Genomic DNA, 20,346 nt, shown 5'->3' with positions numbered 1-20,346 from the left:
CTCCTCGAGGTGTAAACAGGCCCTAGTGCAAGGCATTGCGGGCAGCGGCCAGGTCGGCGACGCTGGCCAGCGGAATGAAACGGTCGATGTGCGCGCGAGCGCCCCGCAGCGCAGCTGCCGAGGGGATGTCGCGCGTGGGGTGAAACCAGGTGATGCGGGCCCCGTGGGCGCGCAGCGCCACCAGCGCCGTGGCCAGGTGTTCGGGCTCATCGGTGTCGAAACCATCGGACATGATCCAGACCCGGGCGCCCCGGTTGAGCTGTGCCCGGGCGTGTACACGCGCGAACTCATTGAGGCTGCTGGCGATGCGCGTGCCGGCACCAAACCCGGCCGTCACGGCGTTGACTTTCTCTTGCACCGCGGACGAGTCGCGTTGCATCAGCGGCGTGACTTCGGCCAACCGTGTGTGAAACACGAACACCCGCGCCTGCGCTTCTACGGCAAAAGCGCGAGCGATGCGCAGGAACAGCGGCGCGTGGGATTCCATTGAGCGGCTGACATCGGCCAGGATGAACAGGCGCGGGGGCTCTTCGCGTTTGACCTGCCAGGCCGGGGCCAAGGGTTCACCGCCCCAGGCCACACTGCGGCGCAGGGTCTGGCGCAAATCCAGCCGTCGACCAGGTTGGGCGCTGCGCCAGCGGCGCGTGGGCCGAGGGCGCAGGCGGGCCGTGATCTGGCGGGCCAGCCGTTGCAGAGCACCGAGTTCTTGCGGCAGCCACATCAGGCCGTCGCGTTGTTGCAGTGGCTCGGTGCGGCTGGCGCCACCTTGGGCGCGTGGGGTGGAGCCGTTGTCCAGATCGGACTCGTTGGAGCCAGGCACGTCGCCGGCCGTCTGGGGTGCGGGCTTGGTCTGGGTGGGAGGCTGTTGTGCGGCTGCATCCAGCTGATCATGCAGTTGCTGCACCGCCTGGCGCAGGTCGCGCGACGGGCGCATCTGGCCGCTGACGCTCACACCGGCACGGGTGCGGTGCGCATGCCAGTAGCGGAGGAAGAGATCGGGCCACAGCCGCCATTCGCGGGCGTTGTGGCAGGCGATGGCGCGCCAGGCCGCCTGCAGGCGTTGCTCATTGAGAGGACCGAGGGTCAGGGCGGCACTGAGCATGGCCTGTTGCTCGGATATGCCGACCGACAAACCATGGTCGCGCAACAACGCGGCGAAGCCGGCCAGGGTTTCGCTGGGCGCCGTGGCCGGCGTCGGTTTCATGGGCTGGCGGCCCGGGCCGACGCGTGTCCGGACGATTTTTCGGCAACGCCCACAGCACGGCGACCTTCGATGAGTTGACGGGCGCGGTCGGCGCCCAGCAAGAAGCGGTCTTCCCGCGTCTTGAGCAGACAGCCCAGGGTGGTGAGCATCACCGCCATGTCTTCGGGCAGCGTGTTGTGTTGCATGCGGTGCAGGGCCGAAACCCAGTCCAGCGTCTCGGCGATGCCTGGGATCTTGATCAGGTCTTCCTGACGAAGCCGCTGTACAAATTGCACGGCTTGTTCCACCAGTCGCGTATCTGCTTCGGGCAGTGCACTTTTGACAATGGCCATCTCGCGCGACAGCGTCGGGTAGTCCAGGTGGTGGTAGAGGCAACGCCGGCGCAGCGCGTCTGAGAGCTCGCGCGTGCCGTTGCTGGTGAGGATCACGCGCGGAATGTGGCGCGCCCGGATGGTGCCGATCTCGGGCACGGTGATCTGGTATTCGGCCAGCACCTCGAGCAAAAAGGCCTCGAAGGCTTCGTCGGCGCGGTCAATTTCGTCGATCAGCAGAACACAAGGGCCGTCTTGACTGATGGCTTTGAGCAAAGGGCGCTCGAGCAGAAACTCGCGGCTGAAAATATCAGACTCCTTGACCCCTTTGGCATCGCCTTCATGCAAGCGTATCGCCATCAACTGACGCCCGTAGTTCCATTCGTAGGCGGCCTGCGCCATGTCCAGGCCTTCAAAGCACTGCAGGCGCACCAGCTCGGCGCCCAGCGCCTTGGCCAACCCGGTGGCCAGCGCCGTCTTGCCCACGCCGGCATCGCCTTCCAGCAGCAAAGGGCGCTGCAGTTCACCGGCCAGCCACACCGTGGTGGCCAGGTCTTCGTCGGCCAGATAGCCCACCCGCTGCAAGGCTTCGCGCAGGGCGCGGTCGGCGGGCGCGGAATGGGTGCCTGTCATGCTCAACCCCGCTTGCCGAACAGGCCCGAAAACCAGTTCTTGATCAGCGACCAGACGATGGCCAGGCCGTTGATTTCCTTGGCCACTTTGGGGGGCGCTGCGCGTGGGCTTGAGGCTTCTGGTTTTGCAGTTGCAGTTGCGGGAGAGGCCTCCGAATCTTTCGCAGCCGCGCTGCCCTCGGGTGCTGGCAAAGCGTGTGCGGCCTGGCGGAAGTTTTCGACGAACTGCTCCAGCAACATGTCGGACACCTGCACCATCAGGCGGCCGCCAAATTGAGCGAACTTGCCGTTGACGATGACCGCGGCGTCGCCGTGCAACACGCAGTGCAACGGATTCGCCGGGTCTTCCTCGATCATGGCGTTCATGTCCATTGAGGCAGACGAGCCGCCCTTGTCCGCGCCTTTGCCGCGCAGCACCATTTTGTGGCTGGCATCGTCTTTCTCCAGCACATCGACCGTGCCGCCGAACTGGGCCACAGCCGGGCCGACTTTCACCTTCACGCCGCCCTTGTACGAGGTGTCGGACAGTTGTTCGGTGAGCTCGGCGCCTGGCATGCAATTGGCGACTGTTTTCAGATCACCCAGGATGGTCCAGGCCCGTGCCGGGTCTACATCCAGTGGGTAACGTTTGTCAATTTTGACTTCCATGTGGGAGTACCTTTGTTGAAGCAGGAATCAGCGGGTCGCCTCGCCGGCCTTCGATGAGCCGTGCATGAAGAGGCAACTCCCCAGGGCACCGCCGGGCCGGCTTTGCCGGACGGCCAGCGCCGCCCCCTTGAGGGGGTCGCGCGAAGCGCGGCGGGGGAGTTTCACAGGTTCATGCCACGGGCCTTGAGTTCTTTCCAGACGCGGAATGCGTTGTGTGGCATGTCCATGTGGGTCATGCCCAGGTGGGCAAAGGCGTCCACCATGGCCGAAGTGAAGGTCGGGATCGAGCCCACGTGCGGCGACTCGGCCACGCCCTTGGCACCGATCGGGTGGTGCGGCGATGGTGTGACGGTGTGGTCTGTTTCCCAGTGTGGCGTTTCCACAAAGGTCGGCAGGAAGTAATCCATCAGCGTGTTGCCCAGCAGGTTGCCCTGGGCATCGAAAGGCATTTGCTGGCCCATGGCCACGGCAAAACCCTCGGTCAGCCCGCCATGGATCTGGCCTTCAATGATCATCGGGTTGATGCGGGTGCCGCAGTCGTCGAGCGCGTAGAAACGGCGGATTTTGGTTTCACCGGTGGCGCGGTCAATGTCCACGACACACAGGTAGATACCGAAGGGGAACGTGAAGTTCGGCGGGTCGTAGTAATGCACCGCCTCCAGGCCAGGCTCCATGCCCGGGGGTGCCTGGTGGTAGGCCTGCCACGCGACTTCGGTCATGGTCTTGAACTTGCTGTCGTCGCCCTTGACTTTGAAACGGTCCACTTCCCAGTCGAGGTCGTTCTCGTTCACTTCCAGCATGAAGGCCGCGATCTTCTTCGCTTTCGCATGGATCTTTCGGGAGGCCATGGCGATGGCCGCACCGGCCACCGGCGTAGAGCGCGAACCGTAGGTGCCCAGGCCGTAAGGTGCCGTGGACGTGTCACCTTCTTCGACCTGAATCACTTCCGAGGGGATGCCCAGCTCTGTAGCAATGATCTGAGCATAGGTGGTTTCATGCGCCTGACCTGTGCTGATCGTGCCCATGCGCGCGATGGCGCTGCCCGTGGGGTGGATGCGAATCTCGCAGCTGTCGAACATGCCTACGCCAAGGATGTCGCACATCTTGCTCGGGCCTGCGCCCACGACTTCGGTGAAGGTGACCAGGCCGATACCCATCAATGTGGGGCTGTTGGGGTCGGCGCGTTTGGTGGCCTGCTCGGCACGCAGGGCCGGGTAGTCCACCGCATCGAGCACCTTTTTCAGGGCCGTGTGGTAATCGCCGGAGTCGTATTCGAAGCCGAAAGCGCTGGTGTAGGGGAACTGTTCCTTCTTGATGAAGTTTTTCTCCCGAATCTCGGCCTTGTCCATGCCCAGCTTCTGCGCCAGGATGTCGACCATGCGCTCCACCAGGTACACGGCCTCGGTCACGCGGAAGCTGCAGCGGTAGGCCACGCCACCGGGCGCCTTGTTGGTGTAGACGCCCTTGACGCTGGCGTAGGCCGCGGGGATGTCGTAACTGCCGGAGCAGATGTGGAACAGGCCGGCCGGGAACTTGGTGGGATCGGCACAGGCGTCAAACGCGCCGTGGTCGGCCACCACGTTGACCCGCAGGCCGGTGATTTTGCCGTCGGCCGTGGCGGCGATTTCGCCGTCCATGTGGTAGTCGCGGGCAAAGGCGGTGGAGGAGATGTTTTCGATGCGGTCTTCGACCCACTTCACCGGGCGGCCCAGCACGATGGAGGATACGATGGCGCACACATAGCCGGGGTAAATGCCGACCTTGTTGCCGAAGCCACCACCGATGTCGGGGCTGACAATGCGCACCTTGGACTCGGGAATGCCCGAGAGCATGGACACCACGGTGCGCACCACGTGGGGCGCCTGAGAGGTGATGTAGGTGGTCAGCTCGCCCTGGACAGGGTCGAAGCTGGCCACGCAACCGCAGGTCTCCAGCGGGCAGGGGTGCACGCGCGGGTAGTACAGGTGTTGCGATACCTTCACCTCCGCGTTGTCGAAGGCGGCGTCGGCCGCGACCTTGTCGCCTGCGTCCCAGGTGAAGATGTGGTTGTGGTGTTCACGTTTGCCGTGGGCGCCTTCGGTCTTGCCCGCCAGGTCTTCGCGCAACACCGGGGCATCGGGCAGCAGGGCGGCATACGGATCGAGCACCACCGGCAGTTCTTCGTACTCGACTTCCACGGCTTCCACCGCGTCGGCGGCGATGTAGCGGTCGTCGGCGATGACGATGGCGACTTCCTGCATCTGGAAGTGCACCTTTTCGTCGGCCAGCACGGCAGCGACATCGCCTGCCAGCGTGGGCATCCAGTGCAGCTTCAGGGGCTTCAGGTCGTCGGCCGTGAGAACGGCATGCACCCCGGGGATGGCGAGCGCAGCTTCCTTGTTGATTCTGACGATCCGGCCATGGGCGATCGGCGAGCGCACGATGTCCATGTGCAGCATGCCAGCCATCTTGATGTCGTCAACGTAGTTGCCCTTGCCCTGGATAAAGCGGGCGTCTTCTTTGCGCAGGCGCGAGGCGCCCATGCCAGCCAGGGCGATCTCACGGGCTTCGGCGGTTTGTACCGGTGCGTTCATGTGGTGTCTCTCCGTGTGGTTTTGGCTTCAGGCCGTGACGGGTTCTTGCAGCTTCTTGGCGGCGTACTGCACGGCCTTGACGATGTTCATGTACCCGGTGCAGCGGCACAGGTTACCGGCCATGCCGTGGCGGATTTCCTCTTCGCTGGGGTTGGGGTTCTCCTGCAGGAAGCGGTAGGCGCGCATCAGCATGCCGGGTGTGCAGAAGCCGCACTGCAGGCCGTGCTCTTTGTAGAAGCCCTCCTGCACGGCGTGCAGCACGCCCTTGTTGGCCAGGCCTTCGACGGTCAACACTTCGGAGCCGTCGCACTGCACCGCAAGGTGGGTGCAGGACTTGACGGACTGGCCATCGATATCGACCGTGCAGGCGCCGCAATGGCTGGTTTCGCAGCCGATATGGGCACCGGTGAGATTGAGTTCTTCGCGCAGGAAGTGGATCAGCAGGGTGCGTGGTTCGACCGCTTTTTCCTCGGCTTTGCCGTTGACACTGACGTTGATGAGTTTTTTTGCCATGGGGTGTCTCCTGCGGGTTATGAGCAAAGCGCCCAGGCTTTGGTGAGGGCGCGTTTGACCATCTCGCCAGCCATCGCGGTCTTGTATTCGATGTCGCCACGCAGGTCTTCTGCGGGGTCGCAGGCGGCAGTGGCCGCGTCGGCTGCGGCTTGCACCGTGGTGGCGTTGAATGGCTGGTTCAGCAGCGCTGCCTCAGCTGCCTCAACGCGCAGGGCGGCCGGTGCCACATTGGTCAGCGCGATGCGCACATGGGTCACTGTGTCACCACTCTTGCGCATCACGACAGCGCAGCCAGCCGTGGCCCAGTCACCGGTCTTGCGTTTGATCTTTTCATAGGCCCAGCCTGTGCCTTGGGCAAACGCCGGCACATGGATTTCGCACATGACTTCGTCTTCTTGCAACAAGGTCATGTAGGTGCCGAGGAAAAAGCCATCCGCAGGGACTGTGCGGCGCCCTTTGGGGCCTTCCAGCACAAATGAGGCTTCGATGGCAATGGACAGGGCGGGGTGGTCGTTGCCCGGATCGCCGTGGGCGATGTCGCCACCGATCGTGCCGCGGTTGCGCACCTGGGGGTCGGCGATCATCTGGGCCGCTTCGGCCAGCACGGGAACCTTGGCTTGCACGATGGGCGAGTTGATCAACTCGTTTTCCGAGGTCATCGCCCCGATGACGACCGTGGTGCCTTCTTCGCGGATGCCGCGCAACTCAGGGATGCGGTTGATGTCGATCAGGTGTTCGGGCTGCGCGAATCGCAGCTTCATCATGGGCAGCAGGCTGTGGCCGCCGGCCAGCAGCTTGGCCTCGGAGCCCAGCTGTCCCAACAAGGCCACGGCCTCGCTGATGGTGCGCGGGGCGTGGTATTCGAAACGCGGTGGAATCATCGAAGAGCTCCTCAGTTCGGGTGATGCGATTGATATATATCAATGACAAAACAGTTTAGGCCCGAACCGTTTCCGACGCTACCTGCGGGCTTCAAGCTGTCGATGACCGTAAACGGTACATTTTTCGCACGAAATGCACGCTGGTGTGCACGAACTGTTGAGATCACGCTCAGGGAATATGCGCAATCAGGGTATGTCCCATGATTGGGGGATACCCTTGATTTTCACTGGACTAAGAGCGTGCGATGAGACCCAGGGCGGCCCGCAGCTTGGCGACCTCTCCGCGGGAGACGGGAATGGGTTCTCGGGGTTTGCCCTCCAGAATGATGTGTGTCTTGGAGCCTTCTCTCCCCAGCTCGGCGACCGCACGCAAGTTGACGATGAAACATCGGTGGACCCGCTTGAATTGCGACGCATCCAGTCGGGTTTCAAGATCGCCAATGCTGAGGTTGCAAAAGTGGTATCCACTGCGGGTGAGCACCCGGGTGTAGTGCGCCTGGGACTCCAGACACAGCACCTCAGCCGTGTCCACGAAAGCCACCTTCTGATTCGCCACCATGGGGATGCGGGTCAACCGCAAACTGGTCGACGGCGGCCCAGCGGCTGGCCCTGGCTGGCTGACGACCTGGGTGACATCGTAAAAAACCAGGACGAAGCCGGTTGTCTTGCCCAGGTGGTCGCCCAACCGCGTGACCTTGATCAACAGCACCTGTTCGGGGATGTTGATGATCATGGTCATGGGGACCGCGCTGACCATGGGGCAGCTCGAGGCCTGATCAAGCAGGAAGTCGACCTTGGGCCTGGACCGGTCTGGGTGGAAAGAGGAAACCAGTTTGTTGAAGGGTTCCTTTTCGCCCACGGGCAACACCTTGCGGGCGAAGTCGTTCATGGCCAGTACGGTACGCGAGGCGTCGAGGTGGATCACGCCCACTTCGAACTTTTCAAACAGGTACAGGGGCGATTGGGTCGCAACCTGGGCATCCATCGGCAATCTCCTCGCCAGTCGAAATCGGCTGGCCGGCAAAGAGGTTAACCGAGATGCTGCCGTTTCAGGTGTCCCGAGCCGATAGGCCTTGGTCAGTCGTATGGAATGCTTGTGGCTGGTTTGACCGGGAGGATTTGCAACGCTTGTGCATGGGGCTTGCTCTCTTCGTTGGGCGCGCAGGTGTCAAGCAAAGGTGTCGGCCATCAATGTTTGAAACCACTCGCCCATTTCATCAAAGCTGTCACCGCTCCATCCATTGGAGGCCCCAGAGCTGGCTGCCACAGCCTGCATGGAGGCGGACCCGATGTCGTACTGGTACCCCGCCGTCAGCCACGATGCCTTTTTCATTGTGATGGTGGAGTAACAAGCGGAGTGGGTCACCGGCGCCGGGTCGGGTGCGCCACCGGCGAGCAGCCGGCAGATGGCGTCCGCGCACACCTTGGCTTCCTGGTTGGCGATGTGGCCAGCCTTCGGCTGGGTCGTGGCGCTGGCGTCGCCAATGATGTGAATATTTTCTGCCCCTGCCACCGTGCTGGCATAGCTCAGCACATCAACCCCCGCAAACCGTTTTTCGGTTGCATTGTTCAGGCTTGATTCGGTTATCAATGCAGCGGCTCTTTGGTGTGGAATCAAATTGATCACATCGCCGCGTATGGTGCCGGCGGTGGTAAAGAGTGTCATGGTGCCTGGGTCGACGCTTGTGATCTCGGCATTGTTCCGGTACTCGATCACATCGCCGTGCAATCCCAGGAAGGCACTGGTGAAGTTGTCTTTCTCTGTGACGATGTCGAGATTGGCGTCGAGAACAATGAGCTTGGAACCGGGCTTTCTTTGCTTGAGCCAATCGGCCAAAAGACAGGCGCGCTCGTACGGGCCGGGCGGGCAGCGGTAGGGCATTTTTGGAATGGTGAGGAGCACCACGCCGCCGCGGGGCATGGCGCTCAGCTGTTTGGCCAGCAGCGCCGTTTGTGGGCCCGCAATCCATGCGTGGGGCATGGCTGTCGAGGTTCCGAGTCCGGGAATTGTGTCGAAGGCGATACCGGGTGCCATCACGATGCGATCGGCGGAGTAGCTGGAGCCGTCTGCAAGCGTGACCCTGACCGATACCGGGTCGATACTGACGACGTTGCCAAAGACGGTGGTGATGCCATATAGGCTGCGCAGTTTGTCGTAGTTGAAGTGCAGGCTTTGCAGGCTGCGCTGGCCCGACAGCACCAAGCTGCTCATGATGCTGGAGGTGTAGGTCGGTAAGCGCTCAATGAGCGTGACGTCGATGTCGTCGCCCCATAGACGCAGGTATTTGGCCGCGGTGGCGCCCCCCATGCCGCCGCCAATCACAATGACGCGTGACTTGCCAGCGCTGCCGGGGGCCAGCTCATTGAGGCGGCTGACGCTGGAAAGAGATTTTGCTGCAGGGGCATCGCCGGCGGAGATGGCCGCGTCTTCGCCTCCGCCACAGGCCGACAAGGTGCCACCCAACAAGCCAGCCGTTGCAGAACCGATGAAATGTCTTCTGTCCATGATCGTTCTCCGTTGAGTTCAGCGCTGTGCGGACAGCCATTGATCGAGGGCCCGCATCTGTTCGTCGGTGTAGATGTTGGCGTGCTTGGCCATGATTCCCTGACCTTCCTTGCCCGCGCGGAACTCCCGAAGTTTTTTGTAGATCTCGCCTCTCGATTTCCCCGCGATCGATCCGAACTCACCACCTCGACCATTGGTGCCGTGGCATTGGAAACAGTTGGAGGCCAGCAGGCGCCCGACAGGGCTTTCTTGTGCCAGCGCGTTGCCGCTCGCGCAACACGCAAGCAGTGAGATTGAAGCAACCAGTTTGAGATGGGCTTGTGCCATGCGGTTCTCCTCTTACAGTTCCCCATGCGCAAGAGTGCCGATGGGTGTGAAACGATTATTGGGCTATTGGCCTGTAAGGGAACCTTGGCGTGTGTAACCTTTTGGAGAGGCAGGCGGCGGCATGGACCGGTGCATGCTGCGACGGATCAGTCCTGCCGCAGGAGCGGGTTGGCGGTTGCCACGCAGTGGGGAATAAAAAAAAGGGCGCCGATTGCTCGGCGCCCTCTTGTTACAGCTTTGCAGCGCTTGATCAGCTGAAGAAACTCTTGGCTTTCTCAAACCAGCCCTTGTCGTTCGGGCTGTGCTTGTGGCCACCTTTCTTGAACGACTCGTCGAGCTCCTTGAGCAGCTTGCGCTGGTGCTCGGTGAGCTTGACCGGGGTTTCCACTGCCACGTGGCAGTAAAGATCGCCGGGATAGCTGCTGCGCACGCCCTTGAGGCCCTTGCCGCGCAGGCGGAACGTTTTACCGCTCTGGGTGCCTTCGGGCAGGTCGATGGTGGCTTTGCCTTGCAGCGTGGGCACATCGATTTCACCCCCGAGCGATGCGGTGGTCATGCTCACAGGCACCTGGCAGTGCAGGTCGTCGCCTTCCCGCTCAAAGATGTCGTGTTTGCGCAGGCGAATCTCGATGTAGAGATCGCCCGATGGACCACCGTTCTGGCCGGGTTCGCCGTTGCCGGTGGAGCGGATGCGCTGGCCGTCGTCGATGCCGGCAGGAATTTTGATTTCCAGCGTCTTCTGCTTCTTGATCTTGCCCTGGCCCTGGCAGGTGACGCAAGGTTCGGGGATGATCTTTCCGGTGCCGTGGCAATGCGGGCAGTTTTGCTGAACGCTGAAGAAGCCCTGGCGCATCTGCACCACGCCCTGACCGTGGCAGGTTGCGCAGGTTTTGGCACTTGTGCCGGGTTTGGCGCCATTGCCTTTGCAGGTGTCGCAGTTGTCCCACGAGGGAATGCGTATCTGCGTTTCCTTGCCCGCAGCCGCCTCTTCGAGGTCGATCTCCATGGCGTAGGACAGGTCGGCGCCCCGGTAGACCTGACGGCCGTTGCGTTGGCCGCGCTGGCCGCCAAAGATGTCGCCGAAAATATCCCCAAAGGCACCCGAGAAGCCTTCAAAGCCTTCGCCGCCACCGGCCGCACCACCCCGCATGTTGGGGTCAACGCCGGCGTGACCGTACTGGTCATAAGCCGCTTTTTTCTGCGGGTCCGACAGCATTTCGTAGGCTTCTTTGCCTTCTTTGAATCTCTCTTCGGCGCTCTTGGCAGCATCACCCTGATTGCGGTCCGGGTGGTGCTTCATCGCCAGCTTGCGATACGCCTTTTTGATCTCGTCGTCCGAGGCGTTTTTCGGGACGCCCAGCACTTCGTAAAAGTCGCGTTTTGCCATGGTCTCTTGCTGTACTGAATGAATAGAAACGCCGCGTCAGGCCACTTTGCAGTGCCCGGACGCGGCGGAAGCGGTCAGGTCGGGAGTGCGACGACGATCAAGTCTTTTTCACTTCCTTGACTTCGGCGTCGACGATGTCGTCGTCAGCCGCCTGGCTGCTGTTGCCAGCTGTTGCCTGGCTGTCGGCGCCTGCATCCGCTGCAGCCGCTTCGGCCTGGGACGCTGCGTAGACCTTCTCGCCCAGCTTCTGGCTGGCGGTCATCAGCGTTTCGGTCTTGCTCTCGATATCGGCCTTGTCTTCACCTTTGAGGGCTTCTTCGACATCTTTGATCGCCGCTTCGATCGCTTCTTTCTCTGCGGCTTCCAGTTTGTCGCCGTGCTCACCCAGGCTCTTCTTCACGCTGTGCGCCATGGCTTCGCCCTGGTTGCGTGCCTGGACCAGCTCGACCTTTTTCTTGTCGTCAGCGGCATTCAGCTCGGCGTCCTTCACCATCTGCTGGATTTCCTCTTCGGAGAGGCCTGAGTTGGCCTTGATGGTGATCTTGTTTTCTTTGCCGGTGCCCTTGTCCTTGGCGCCCACGTGCAGGATGCCGTTGGCGTCGATATCGAAGGACACTTCAATCTGGGGCATGCCGCGCGGTGCGTTAGGAATGCCTTCGAGGTTGAACTCACCCAAGCCCTTGTTGCCGGCAGCGATCTCGCGCTCACCCTGGAACACCTTGATGGTCACGGCGGGCTGGTTGTCTTCAGCGGTGGAGAAGGTCTGTGCGAACTTGGTCGGGATGGTCGTGTTTTTGGCGATCATCTTGGTCATCACGCCACCCATGGTCTCGATGCCCAGCGACAGCGGGGTGACGTCGAGCAGCAGCACGTCTTTGCGATCACCGGAGAGCACCTGGCCCTGGATGGCAGCACCAACGGCCACGGCTTCGTCGGGATTCACGTCTTTGCGTGGCTCTTTGCCGAAGAAGGCTTTGACCTTTTCCTGCACCTTGGGCATGCGGCTCATACCGCCGACCAGAATCACGTCGTTGATGTCATTGACGTTGATGCCGGCGTCTTTGATGGCCGTGCGGCAAGGGGCGATGGTGCGCTCGATCAGCTCTTCAACCAAGGCTTCCAGCTTGGCGCGGGTGAGCTTGATGTTGAGGTGTTTCGGGCCCGAGGCATCGGCTGTGATGTAGGGCAGGTTGACGTCGGTGGCGGCCGAGCTGGACAGCTCGATCTTGGCTTTTTCAGCGGCTTCTTTCAGGCGCTGCAAGGCCAGCACGTCTTTGGTCAGGTCGACGCCTTGTTCCTTCTTGAACTCGGTGACGATGTGGTCGATGATGCGTTGGTCAAAGTCTTCACCACCCAGGAAGGTGTCGCCGTTGGTGGACAACACTTCGAACTGCTTCTCGCCGTCGACGTCGGCGATTTCGATGATGGACACGTCAAACGTGCCGCCACCCAAGTCATACACGGCAATCTTGCGGTCGCCCTTTTCCTGCTTGTCAAGGCCAAAGGCCAAGGCGGCAGCGGTGGGTTCGTTGATGATGCGCTTGACATCCAGGCCGGCAATGCGGCCGGCGTCTTTGGTGGCCTGGCGTTGGGCGTCGTTGAAGTAGGCCGGCACCGTGATCACGGCTTCGGTCACGGGCTCGCCGAGGTAGTCTTCGGCGGTTTTCTTCATCTTGCGCAGGATGTCGGCCGAGACTTGCTGGGCCGAGAGCTGCTTGCCGTGCACTTCCACCCAGGCATCGCCGTTGTCGGCGGCCACGATGGAGTAAGGCATCAGCTTGATGTCTTTCTGCACTTCTTTTTCCGTGAACTTGCGGCCGATCAATCGCTTGATTGCGTACAGCGTGTTCCGGGGGTTGGTCACGGCCTGGCGCTTGGCGCTCGCGCCGACCAGCACTTCGCCGTCTTCCTGGTAAGCCACGATCGACGGCGTGGTGCGTGCACCTTCCGAGTTTTCGATCACCTTGGTGGTGTTGCCTTCCATGATGGACACGCAGGAATTGGTCGTGCCCAAGTCGATGCCGATGATTTTTCCCATTTTTTCTGCTCCGAAAAAGATTGAATTGAAACTGTTAAAGAGATGTGGATAACTGTGTGGATTTCAAGTGGGTGGCGTGTGGAAAGCTGTGGATAAAGTACGTCAGCTGCCCTGTTTCACGCCAGCAAGCTCACTTGGGCGCCGTCACAGTCACCAGAGCCGGACGCAGCACGCGCTCGGCGATGAGGTAGCCTTTTTGCAGCACGGACACCACCGTGTTGGGCTCCTGCTCGGCAGCCACCATGCTGATGGCCTGGTGCTGGTGGGGGTCGAACTTGGCGCCCTTGGCCGGATCGATCTGCACCACCTTGTGGCGCTCCAGCGCGCTCTTGAGCTGCTTTAGCGTGGCTTGCGTGCCCTCTCGCAGCTGTTCGCGGGTGGCTTCCTGGATCGCCAGGCCGGCTTCCAGGCTGTCGGTCACGGCCAGCAGGCTTTCGGCAAAGCTCTCCACAGCAAATTTGCGGGCCTTGCTCATGTCTTCTTCGGCTCGGCGCCGGGTGTTTTCAGCTTCGGCCTTGGCGCGCAGGTACTGCTCGGCCAGATCGGTGTTCTGGGCCTTGAGGTTGCTGACTTCGTTGGTCAGGGTTGCCAGCGCGTCCACCTCGGCGGTCGCAGCGCCAGCCAAATTTTCTTCCAGCGAGAACGGCGCGTTTTCAGCGGATTCGGGTTCAAAGGGCGTGGGATGGGTGGGCGGCTTCTGGCTCATAAGGTCGTTGTCCTGGTCGAAATAAGGGCGAGGCCATCAAAGGCCATACGCGCTATATGGGTTCACGAAAAATGTTTTCAAGTGGCCGATGGGCGCAAAAGCGGGTTGCAGGGCGAAAATGCTGCTTTTTCACAGGATCCACCCATGAAACTGATTCGCCATGGTGCGCGCGGCGCTGAGAAACCCGGCCTGATCGATGCCAACGGGGTGTTGCGCGATCTTTCGGGCGTGGTGGCGGACATCAGTCCAGCCACCTTAGCGCCTGATTCTATGTCCAGACTGGCTGCCCTGGATCCGGCCAGCCTGCCAACCGTGGCCGAGGGCGCCCGGCTGGGAGCCTGCGTGGGCGGTGTGGGCAACGTGGTCTGTGTCGGACTCAACTACGCCGATCATGCGGCCGAGGCCGGCTTGAAACCGCCTGGACAGCCCATTGTCTTCAACAAGCACAACGGGGCGATCAGTGGTCCCCTGGATGACATCTGGCTGGCGCCGGGCTCTGAAAAGCTGGACTGGGAAGTCGAGCTGGGCATCGTCATCGGGCAGCGCGCCTTTCATGTGAGTGAGGCCCAAGCCTTGCACCACATCGCCGGCTATTGCCTGGTCAACGACGTGTCCGAGCGCGCCTACCAGATCGAGATGGAAGGGCAGTGGGCCAAGGGCAAGAGTTATCCCACCCATTGCCCGATTGGCCCCTGGTTGATCACACCTGACGAACTGGGTGACGTTCAGAACGTGGATTTGTGGCTGGATGTCAATGGGGAGCGCCGGCAGACGGGCAACACCCGCACCATGATTTTTGGTGCCGCCTTCATCGTGAGCTACCTCAGCCGCTTCATGTCGCTGCAGCCCGGCGACGTCATTGCCACGGGCACCCCTCCGGGTGTGGCCATGGGCATGAAGCCACCGGTCTATTTGCGGGTGGGTGACGTGGTCACCCTGGGTGGTCGCGGGCTCGGAGAGCAGCGCCAGACGGTGGTGCCCAGCCCCGCGGGCTGACGCCATCCGGCGGGACGCTCAGCCAGGGCTTCGGTTGGCCGCGCCAGCCGGGGGGGGAGGGGTCTGGCCGCCAGCGAGGATGGCGGCGCGGGCCTGGTTCTGCGACCACCGGCTGGCAAAAAGCTGCACATCCGTGAGGCGTCGGGCCAGATCAGTGCCCTGGGCGGTGAGGCGGTAGCCGTCTCCACCGTGTTCGACCAAGCGCGCTGCGCGCAACTGCTTCAGGCGGGTGTTCAACGTATTGGGCGTCACGCCACCGACACTGTCTTGCAGCAGGCGAAAGGTTTGTGGGTGGCCGTCGGACAGGGCCCAGATCACCCGAAGCGCATAGCGCGATTCGAGCAAATCGAACAACTGGATCACGGCGGCATTGTCTTTGGCGCTCATGCGGTGGCTCTCCTGCGTGGGCGGGAATTGGAATGGTTGCTAGCAGTTTTCTAGCTTCCTTCCATGTTGCATCCGATTGGACCCGCTTTGGCTTGGGACATACCCCGATTGTCGACCATCGGGCTCAGCGTTGGTAAACCTTTCGCAGCAGCAATTTGAGCGTGTCCAGCTCCCGGGCCGTCAGAGGGCTGGCCGCGTCGTTTTCCAGCTGGGTGGCGGTGACCTGGGCCTGGCTTTGGAGGAGTCGACCTGCCTCGGTCAGGTGCAGGCCCTGGGCTCGGCGGTCGGTCGGGTGGGGCCGGCGGACGATCCATCCCCGGGATTGCAGGCTTTTTACGATGCCCACCAGATTGGGGGGCAGGATGTCCAGCGCCGTACAGATCTGGCGAGACGTCACGCCGGGGTTGTGTGCAATCAGGGTCAGCACAGAGAAATCGACGGGGCGCAGGCCGTAGGGCTCCATGCGCTGCAGAAAGACACCGATGACCGCCAGGGCCGCGCGCCGCGCGTTGTAGCCCAGCAGGGATTCCAGGTAGTGGGTGTCCAAGGGTGCGTCCGGGGTTGTGCATGCCGCCTGTTGTGCGGGCGCTGTTGCAGGTTTGGCGGCGGAGCGAGGGCGGGACGGGGACGGTTTGACCATGGGATCAGAGCATAGCGCCTGGCGTTGTGGTCCATCTCAGGTGCACAGCGCGCGAATGTCTGCGGGCACCGGGATTGCCTTGATGCGGTCGGCGTTGGCTGGATCTCTCACGCAAAAGGCGCGCGTCTCACTGCCTTCGCACAGTACATCGTCACCACGCTGCACCACGTGGCGATGGAGAAACACCTTGTCGCGCCATTCGCTCACGCTGGTGTGGATCTGAATCCGTTCGCCGTAGGTGGCGGGGCGCTTGAACCTGGTGTGGATTTCCAGCAGGGGCGTGCCGATGATGCCGGTGGTTTTCACGAGTTCGCGCCAGGGTGGCACGCCACACCTCACGAAAAAGTTCAAGGACGACGCGTCCATCCATTTGCTGAAATTCGGAAAGAACACGATGCCTGCGGGATCGCAGTCGCCGAACATCACGTCCACTTCGTAAATCACTGTTTTGGTCATGGTTTGGCTTTCAGCGTGGTGCCATCCGAAGGGCACCGTCCAGGCGGATCACTTCACCGTTCAGGTGACCGTTGGTGACGATGTGGGCGGCGAGCTCGGCAAACTCTTCGGGCTTGCCCAGGCGGGAAGGGAAGGGGATGCTTTTGGCCAGTGATTCTTGAACGGGTTCGGGCAATTGCTGCATCAGCGGCGTGGCGAACAGGCCGGGGGCGATGGTGCACACGCGAATGCCGTGCTGGGCCAGGTCCCGGGCCATGGGCAGCGTCATGCCCACCAGGCCCCCTTTGGATGCGCTGTATGCCTGTTGGCCCACCTGGCCATCAAAGGCGGCCACGCTCGCGGTGAATATCATCACGCCGCGCTCGCCGTCTTCCATCGGCTCGAGCTTGACGCAGGCGGCTGCGAACAGCCGGCTGGCGTTGTAGGAGCCAATGAGGTTGACGTTGATGACCTTGGCGAAGTCTTCGAGTGGCGCGGGCGAGCCATCCTTGCCAACCACGCGCTTGGCGGTGCCAATGCCTGCGATGTTCATCAGGATGCGTGCCGGGCCGTGGGCCGCCGCCGCCGTGTCAATGGCGGCCTGCAGGCTCTCGGTGTTGGTGATGTCGCAGGCGCAGGCGATGCCGCCAATGTCGGCGGCGACCCGCCTGGCGTTGTCGAGGTTGACGTCCAGCACCGCAACTTTGGCGCCCAGGCGGGCGAGTTCGCGGGCGGTGGCTTCACCGAGGCCGGAGCCTCCACCGGTGACGAGTGCGGCATGTCCTTGGATTTTCATCAGATGCTCCTATTTGAGATTGGGGAAGGAATGAAGGAAGGGAGGGAGTAGGGAAGGGGCTCTGCGAGAACGCCGCCGACCCGGCTTCGCCGGTCGGCCAGCGTTGCCCCCTTGAGGGGGTGACGCGCTGCAAGCGCGGCGCAGGGGTGGGCCTAAATACTTGTGTTTTCGATCAGCAGGGCGATGCCCTGACCGCCACCGACGCAGGCGCTGGAGATGCCGTAGCGCTGGCCTGAGCGTTGCAGCTCTCGCGCCAGCGTGAGCGTGAGACGAACGCCCGTGGCGGCCAGTGGGTGTCCCAGCGCAATGGCGCCACCGTTGACGTTGAGCTTGTCGAGGTCCAGGCCCAGCTCGCGGCCCACGGCCAGCGTTTGAGCCCCTTGCGCTTCGTTGATTTCGAAGCGGCCGATATCGTTGAGCTTCAAGCCTGTGCGCTCCAGCAGCAGGCGAATGGCCGGTGCCGGTCCGATGCCCATGATTTCAGGGGGCACGCCCACGGCAGCGGCTGCAACGACACGCGCCAGCGGCTGCTTGCCCCGGGCTTTGGCATAGGCGCCCGAGCTCACCACACAAGCCGCCGCTGCGTCCACCAGCGCGGCGCTGTTGCCACCTGTCTGCACGCCGCCCTCATAAACTGTGCGCAGTTTGGCCAGTACTTCCGCCGGTGAGATGCGCGGGTGGGTGTCGGCGGTGACCTCGGTGAGCTTGCCTTGCAGCTTGATGCCGCGTGGCTCGTAGCCTTCGAGTTCAAATCTTTCGGTGATCACCGAAACAATCTCGCCAGCCAGGAAGCCGCTGGCTTGTGCGGCCACTGCTTTGGCGAACGAAGCCGATGCAAAGCCATCCACTTCTTCGCGGCTGATGCTGTATTTCTTGGCCAGGTTTTCGGCGGTCTGGATCATGTTGATGCCGGCCGCAGGATCTTTCAATGCTTCCCACATGTAGTCCTTGAATCCCACCGGGGCGCCCAGCTTGAAGCCGGTGCGGTGGTCAAAGGCGGCGATGGGGTTGCGCGTCATGTTTTCGGTGCCCACCACCAGCGCGGTATCGCAGGCGCCTGCCTCAATCTGCTCGCCGGCCTGGCGGAACAACTCGAAGCCGGTGCCGCAGATGCGCTGCGTCATGATGGCTGGTACCTCGACGGGCACGCCCGCGTACAGGCCAATGTGGCGCGGCAGGAAAAATTGATCGAAGTCGCCGGGGGCCATGTTTCCGGTGATCACGGATCCGATGTCGACGCCTGATACGCCAGAGCGCAGCAGCGCTTCGCGTGCTGCTTTGATGCCGAGGTCGGTGGGGGAGATGTGGCCGAGTGCGCCGCAGTAGTCCACCATGGGTGTGCGCACACCGTCGAGGATGACGACGTCATTGAATGCATTAAAGAAGCCTTTGGTTGCCATTCGTGTTTCCTTTCAATCGATTCGTATCGGGTTGCTGTGTCTGTGGTCGAGGTGCCGCAAGCGGAGCGCGGGGTGACTACTGGGGTTTGAGGATGAAGTGCAGTTCATCCGCGTGCAGCTTGGCGGCGGTGTCGGCCCGGTGGGTCAGCACAGCGCGCTGGTTGATTGAACCTTTGTCCGTGATCTCGCCACGGTCGATGGTGGGTGGGTCGGCGAGCAGACAGAGGCGGGCGATGCGGTTGGCGCTGCCGGTGGCCGCGCTGGCCAGGTCGTTGACCACGGTCTGGAAATGAGCAATCACAGCCGGGTGGTCCACCACGTCGTGCATCGATGCCTCAGCGGGCATGCCAGCCAGGGAGCGCACGGCGGGTGTGGGGAAGACCATGGCGCCGACTTCTTTGAGGTTGATGCCGGTGAGCACCGCGTCCTGAATGAAGGGTGCGCCGGCCGCGATGATTTTGGCGCGAAGCGGACCCACGCTCACGAAGGTGCCGGTCGCCAGTTTGAAGTCTTCGGCGATGCGGCCGTCGAACTTCAGGCCCAGGTGGATGTCGGTTTCATCGATCCATTTCACCGCATCACCCGTCTTGAAGAAACCCTCTTCATCGCAAGCGTCGGCCGTTTCTGCGGGCATGCGCCAGTAGCCGGGCGTGATGTTGGGGCCTTTGTAGCGAACTTCGGTTTTGCCACCGGTGTCGACCAGCTTCAGCTCCAGACCGGGGGTGGGCAGACCCAGGTCACCGGCCTTCACATCGGGGCTGGTGACGAAAAGGCCAAATGGGCCCGACTCGGTCATGCCCAGACCCGTGCACATCACGATGCGCTCACCGATTTCTTGTTCCTGGCTCTCGAACAGGCGATCCCAGATGGGTTGCGCCAGGGCGGCCCCCGCATAGAAAAACATCCTGACCTTGTCGAGCAAAGTCTTGCGCAGTTGTTCATCGGTTTGCATCGCATTGGCAATGGCTTCAAAACCGGTGGGCACGTTGAAGTACACCGTGGGTGAGATTTCGCGCAGGTTGCGCAGCGTCTCACCGATCAGGGCGGGCGTGGGTTTGCCATCATCGATGTAGAGCGTGCCGCCATGGTGGATCACCATGCCGAAGTTGTGGTTGCCACCAAACGTGTGGTTCCAGGGCAGCCAGTCGACCAGCACCAGCGGGCCTTCCGTCAGCACCGGCATGGAAGCGGCCATTTGTTGCTGGTTGGCGCACCACATGCGCTGTGTGTTGATCACCGCCTTGGGCATCTTGGTAGACCCCGATGTGAAGAGAAATTTGGTGATCGTGTCCGGCCCCGTCGCCCCCATCGCCACATCGATGGCAGGCGTGGGTTCGGTGGCCATCAAGGCGGCAAATGAAGTGGTGTTGCGTCCGGGCACGCTGCCGTGCGTGGTGACCAGCTCCACGCTGTCGTCGAGGGTGGCCAGCATGGCGCGGCTGTATCGCTGACCATCAGCGGCGAAGACCAGGCCGGGCGTGAGCGTTTTGACCACATGCTTGAGTTTGTCGTAGTCCTGGCTGATGAGGGAGTAGGGCGGCGACGTGGGGCAATAGGGAACGCCTGCGTACAGGCAGCCGAGTGCCAGCAGGGCGTGTTCGAGGTCGTTTTCGCTGAGGATCAGCACCGGCCGATCGGGCGACAGGCCCCGGTTCAGCAAGCCCTGACCGATGCGGCGTGCGGCATCCAGTGCCTGGGCGAAGCTGATGTGCGTCCAGTTGCCGCTGCTGCCGTCGGCATGCTTTTCCCGGCGCGCGAAGAGGGTCTGGTCCGGGCGATCTTTGGCCCAGTGCACCAGGCGGTCTGTCAGGCGTTCAGGGTAGGGCGGCAGCGCCTGTTCCGCGCGCAGGTAGTGGGTGCCGGTGGCGCCATCGCGCAGGATGGCACGGGTGACGCCGAATGTCATGGGGCGGTATCGGGCGCTTGTCATGTTGTCTCCAGAAAGCTTTTTGGTTTTTGACGCAGG

Annotated in this window: 19 protein-coding genes; 1 reads left to right on the top strand and 18 read right to left on the bottom strand. The window is 62.3% G+C overall.

Going from position 1 to position 20,346, the window contains the following annotated elements; genetic code table 11:
* Positions 1–22 precede the first annotated feature (22 nt).
* The 12 genes from E5678_RS08950 to grpE form a co-directional block, all read right to left on the bottom strand.
* Positions 23–1,204, bottom strand: coding sequence for a VWA domain-containing protein (locus E5678_RS08950; protein WP_136178198.1), 1,182 nt, complete (start codon positions 1,202–1,204; stop codon positions 23–25).
* Complete coding sequence (locus tag E5678_RS08945; protein ID WP_136178197.1) at positions 1,201–2,148, bottom strand: MoxR family ATPase; 948 nt, start codon at positions 2,146–2,148, stop codon at positions 1,201–1,203. Before E5678_RS08945 ends, E5678_RS08950 begins: the two co-directional genes overlap by 4 nt.
* A gap of 2 nt (positions 2,149–2,150) precedes the next feature.
* Positions 2,151–2,795 carry an SRPBCC family protein gene (locus tag E5678_RS08940; protein ID WP_136178196.1) on the bottom strand — a complete coding sequence of 215 codons (645 nt, stop codon included), beginning with the start codon at positions 2,793–2,795 and terminating at the stop codon, positions 2,151–2,153.
* Positions 2,796–2,956: 161 nt separating this feature from the next.
* Entirely contained in the window at positions 2,957–5,368 is a 2,412-nt protein-coding gene (locus E5678_RS08935) for an aerobic carbon-monoxide dehydrogenase large subunit (protein ID WP_136178195.1), read from the bottom strand.
* 27 nt (positions 5,369–5,395) lie between these two features.
* Complete coding sequence (locus tag E5678_RS08930) at positions 5,396–5,881, bottom strand: (2Fe-2S)-binding protein (RefSeq protein ID WP_136178194.1); 486 nt, start codon at positions 5,879–5,881, stop codon at positions 5,396–5,398.
* 17 nt (positions 5,882–5,898) lie between these two features.
* Positions 5,899–6,762, bottom strand: coding sequence for a xanthine dehydrogenase family protein subunit M (locus E5678_RS08925; RefSeq protein ID WP_136178193.1), 864 nt, complete (start codon positions 6,760–6,762; stop codon positions 5,899–5,901).
* Positions 6,763–6,994: 232 nt separating this feature from the next.
* Complete coding sequence (locus tag E5678_RS08920) at positions 6,995–7,747, bottom strand: PAS domain-containing transcriptional regulator (RefSeq protein WP_136178192.1); 753 nt, start codon at positions 7,745–7,747, stop codon at positions 6,995–6,997.
* A gap of 183 nt (positions 7,748–7,930) precedes the next feature.
* Positions 7,931–9,268 carry an FAD-dependent oxidoreductase gene (locus E5678_RS08915; RefSeq protein WP_136178191.1) on the bottom strand — a complete coding sequence of 446 codons (1,338 nt, stop codon included), beginning with the start codon at positions 9,266–9,268 and terminating at the stop codon, positions 7,931–7,933.
* An 18-nt stretch (positions 9,269–9,286) separates the two neighbouring features.
* Entirely contained in the window at positions 9,287–9,595 is a 309-nt protein-coding gene (locus tag E5678_RS08910; protein ID WP_136178190.1) for a c-type cytochrome, read from the bottom strand.
* 250 nt (positions 9,596–9,845) lie between these two features.
* Complete coding sequence (dnaJ, locus tag E5678_RS08905) at positions 9,846–10,982, bottom strand: molecular chaperone DnaJ (RefSeq protein ID WP_136178189.1); 1,137 nt, start codon at positions 10,980–10,982, stop codon at positions 9,846–9,848.
* A gap of 97 nt (positions 10,983–11,079) precedes the next feature.
* Complete coding sequence (gene dnaK / locus E5678_RS08900; RefSeq protein ID WP_136178188.1) at positions 11,080–13,020, bottom strand: molecular chaperone DnaK; 1,941 nt, start codon at positions 13,018–13,020, stop codon at positions 11,080–11,082.
* 130 nt (positions 13,021–13,150) lie between these two features.
* Positions 13,151–13,726: a nucleotide exchange factor GrpE gene (grpE, locus tag E5678_RS08895; protein ID WP_136178187.1), complete on the bottom strand. Its 576-nt coding sequence runs from the start codon at positions 13,724–13,726 to the stop codon at positions 13,151–13,153.
* Positions 13,727–13,870: 144 nt separating this feature from the next.
* On the opposite strand from grpE, the gene E5678_RS08890 reads away from it, so the two are divergent.
* Positions 13,871–14,722, top strand: a complete 852-nt coding sequence (locus E5678_RS08890; RefSeq protein WP_136178186.1) for a fumarylacetoacetate hydrolase family protein — start codon at positions 13,871–13,873, stop codon at positions 14,720–14,722.
* Positions 14,723–14,740: 18 nt separating this feature from the next.
* Here the strand turns inward: E5678_RS08890 and E5678_RS08885 are convergent, their stop codons facing one another.
* The 6 genes from E5678_RS08885 to E5678_RS08860 all read right to left on the bottom strand — a co-directional run bounded on the left by E5678_RS08885 (position 14,741) and on the right by E5678_RS08860 (position 20,310).
* Positions 14,741–15,109, bottom strand: coding sequence for a winged helix-turn-helix transcriptional regulator (locus E5678_RS08885; protein WP_136178185.1), 369 nt, complete (start codon positions 15,107–15,109; stop codon positions 14,741–14,743).
* A 124-nt stretch (positions 15,110–15,233) separates the two neighbouring features.
* The gene (locus tag E5678_RS08880) at positions 15,234–15,656 is read right to left on the bottom strand and encodes a MarR family transcriptional regulator (protein WP_348770375.1); all 423 of its coding nucleotides are present in this window, start codon (positions 15,654–15,656) and stop codon (positions 15,234–15,236) included.
* 129 nt (positions 15,657–15,785) lie between these two features.
* Positions 15,786–16,205, bottom strand: a complete 420-nt coding sequence (locus E5678_RS08875) for an acyl-CoA thioesterase (RefSeq protein ID WP_136178183.1) — start codon at positions 16,203–16,205, stop codon at positions 15,786–15,788.
* Positions 16,206–16,215: 10 nt separating this feature from the next.
* Positions 16,216–16,980, bottom strand: coding sequence for an SDR family NAD(P)-dependent oxidoreductase (locus tag E5678_RS08870; RefSeq protein ID WP_136178182.1), 765 nt, complete (start codon positions 16,978–16,980; stop codon positions 16,216–16,218).
* A 152-nt stretch (positions 16,981–17,132) separates the two neighbouring features.
* A complete protein-coding gene (locus E5678_RS08865; RefSeq protein WP_136178181.1) occupies positions 17,133–18,380 on the bottom strand; it encodes a thiolase family protein in 1,248 nt (415 codons plus the stop codon).
* A 76-nt stretch (positions 18,381–18,456) separates the two neighbouring features.
* A complete protein-coding gene (locus E5678_RS08860) occupies positions 18,457–20,310 on the bottom strand; it encodes a feruloyl-CoA synthase (protein WP_136178180.1) in 1,854 nt (617 codons plus the stop codon).
* Positions 20,311–20,346 lie beyond the last annotated feature (36 nt).

The organism is Hydrogenophaga sp. PAMC20947, from assembly GCF_004795855.1.
Lineage (GTDB): Bacteria > Pseudomonadota > Gammaproteobacteria > Burkholderiales > Burkholderiaceae_C > Hydrogenophaga.
This window is presented reverse-complemented; position numbering and strand designations above follow the sequence as displayed.

Excerpts from the sequence above, each read along its gene's own strand:
- E5678_RS08950 (WP_136178198.1), bottom strand. The coding sequence starts at position 1,204 with ATGAAACCGACGCCGGCCACGGCGCCCAGCGAAACCCTGGCCGGCTTC.
- E5678_RS08945 (WP_136178197.1), bottom strand. The coding sequence starts at position 2,148 with ATGACAGGCACCCATTCCGCGCCCGCCGACCGCGCCCTGCGCGAAGCC.
- E5678_RS08940 (WP_136178196.1), bottom strand. The coding sequence starts at position 2,795 with ATGGAAGTCAAAATTGACAAACGTTACCCACTGGATGTAGACCCGGCA.
- E5678_RS08935 (WP_136178195.1), bottom strand. The coding sequence starts at position 5,368 with ATGAACGCACCGGTACAAACCGCCGAAGCCCGTGAGATCGCCCTGGCT.
- E5678_RS08930 (WP_136178194.1), bottom strand. The coding sequence starts at position 5,881 with ATGGCAAAAAAACTCATCAACGTCAGTGTCAACGGCAAAGCCGAGGAA.
- E5678_RS08925 (WP_136178193.1), bottom strand. The coding sequence starts at position 6,762 with ATGATTCCACCGCGTTTCGAATACCACGCCCCGCGCACCATCAGCGAG.
- E5678_RS08920 (WP_136178192.1), bottom strand. The coding sequence starts at position 7,747 with ATGGATGCCCAGGTTGCGACCCAATCGCCCCTGTACCTGTTTGAAAAG.
- E5678_RS08915 (WP_136178191.1), bottom strand. The coding sequence starts at position 9,268 with ATGGACAGAAGACATTTCATCGGTTCTGCAACGGCTGGCTTGTTGGGT.
- E5678_RS08910 (WP_136178190.1), bottom strand. The coding sequence starts at position 9,595 with ATGGCACAAGCCCATCTCAAACTGGTTGCTTCAATCTCACTGCTTGCG.
- dnaJ (WP_136178189.1), bottom strand. The coding sequence starts at position 10,982 with ATGGCAAAACGCGACTTTTACGAAGTGCTGGGCGTCCCGAAAAACGCC.
- dnaK (WP_136178188.1), bottom strand. The coding sequence starts at position 13,020 with ATGGGAAAAATCATCGGCATCGACTTGGGCACGACCAATTCCTGCGTG.
- grpE (WP_136178187.1), bottom strand. The coding sequence starts at position 13,726 with ATGAGCCAGAAGCCGCCCACCCATCCCACGCCCTTTGAACCCGAATCC.
- E5678_RS08890 (WP_136178186.1), top strand. The coding sequence starts at position 13,871 with ATGAAACTGATTCGCCATGGTGCGCGCGGCGCTGAGAAACCCGGCCTG.
- E5678_RS08885 (WP_136178185.1), bottom strand. The coding sequence starts at position 15,109 with ATGAGCGCCAAAGACAATGCCGCCGTGATCCAGTTGTTCGATTTGCTC.
- E5678_RS08875 (WP_136178183.1), bottom strand. The coding sequence starts at position 16,205 with ATGACCAAAACAGTGATTTACGAAGTGGACGTGATGTTCGGCGACTGC.
- E5678_RS08870 (WP_136178182.1), bottom strand. The coding sequence starts at position 16,980 with ATGAAAATCCAAGGACATGCCGCACTCGTCACCGGTGGAGGCTCCGGC.
- E5678_RS08865 (WP_136178181.1), bottom strand. The coding sequence starts at position 18,380 with ATGGCAACCAAAGGCTTCTTTAATGCATTCAATGACGTCGTCATCCTC.
- E5678_RS08860 (WP_136178180.1), bottom strand. The coding sequence starts at position 20,310 with ATGACAAGCGCCCGATACCGCCCCATGACATTCGGCGTCACCCGTGCC.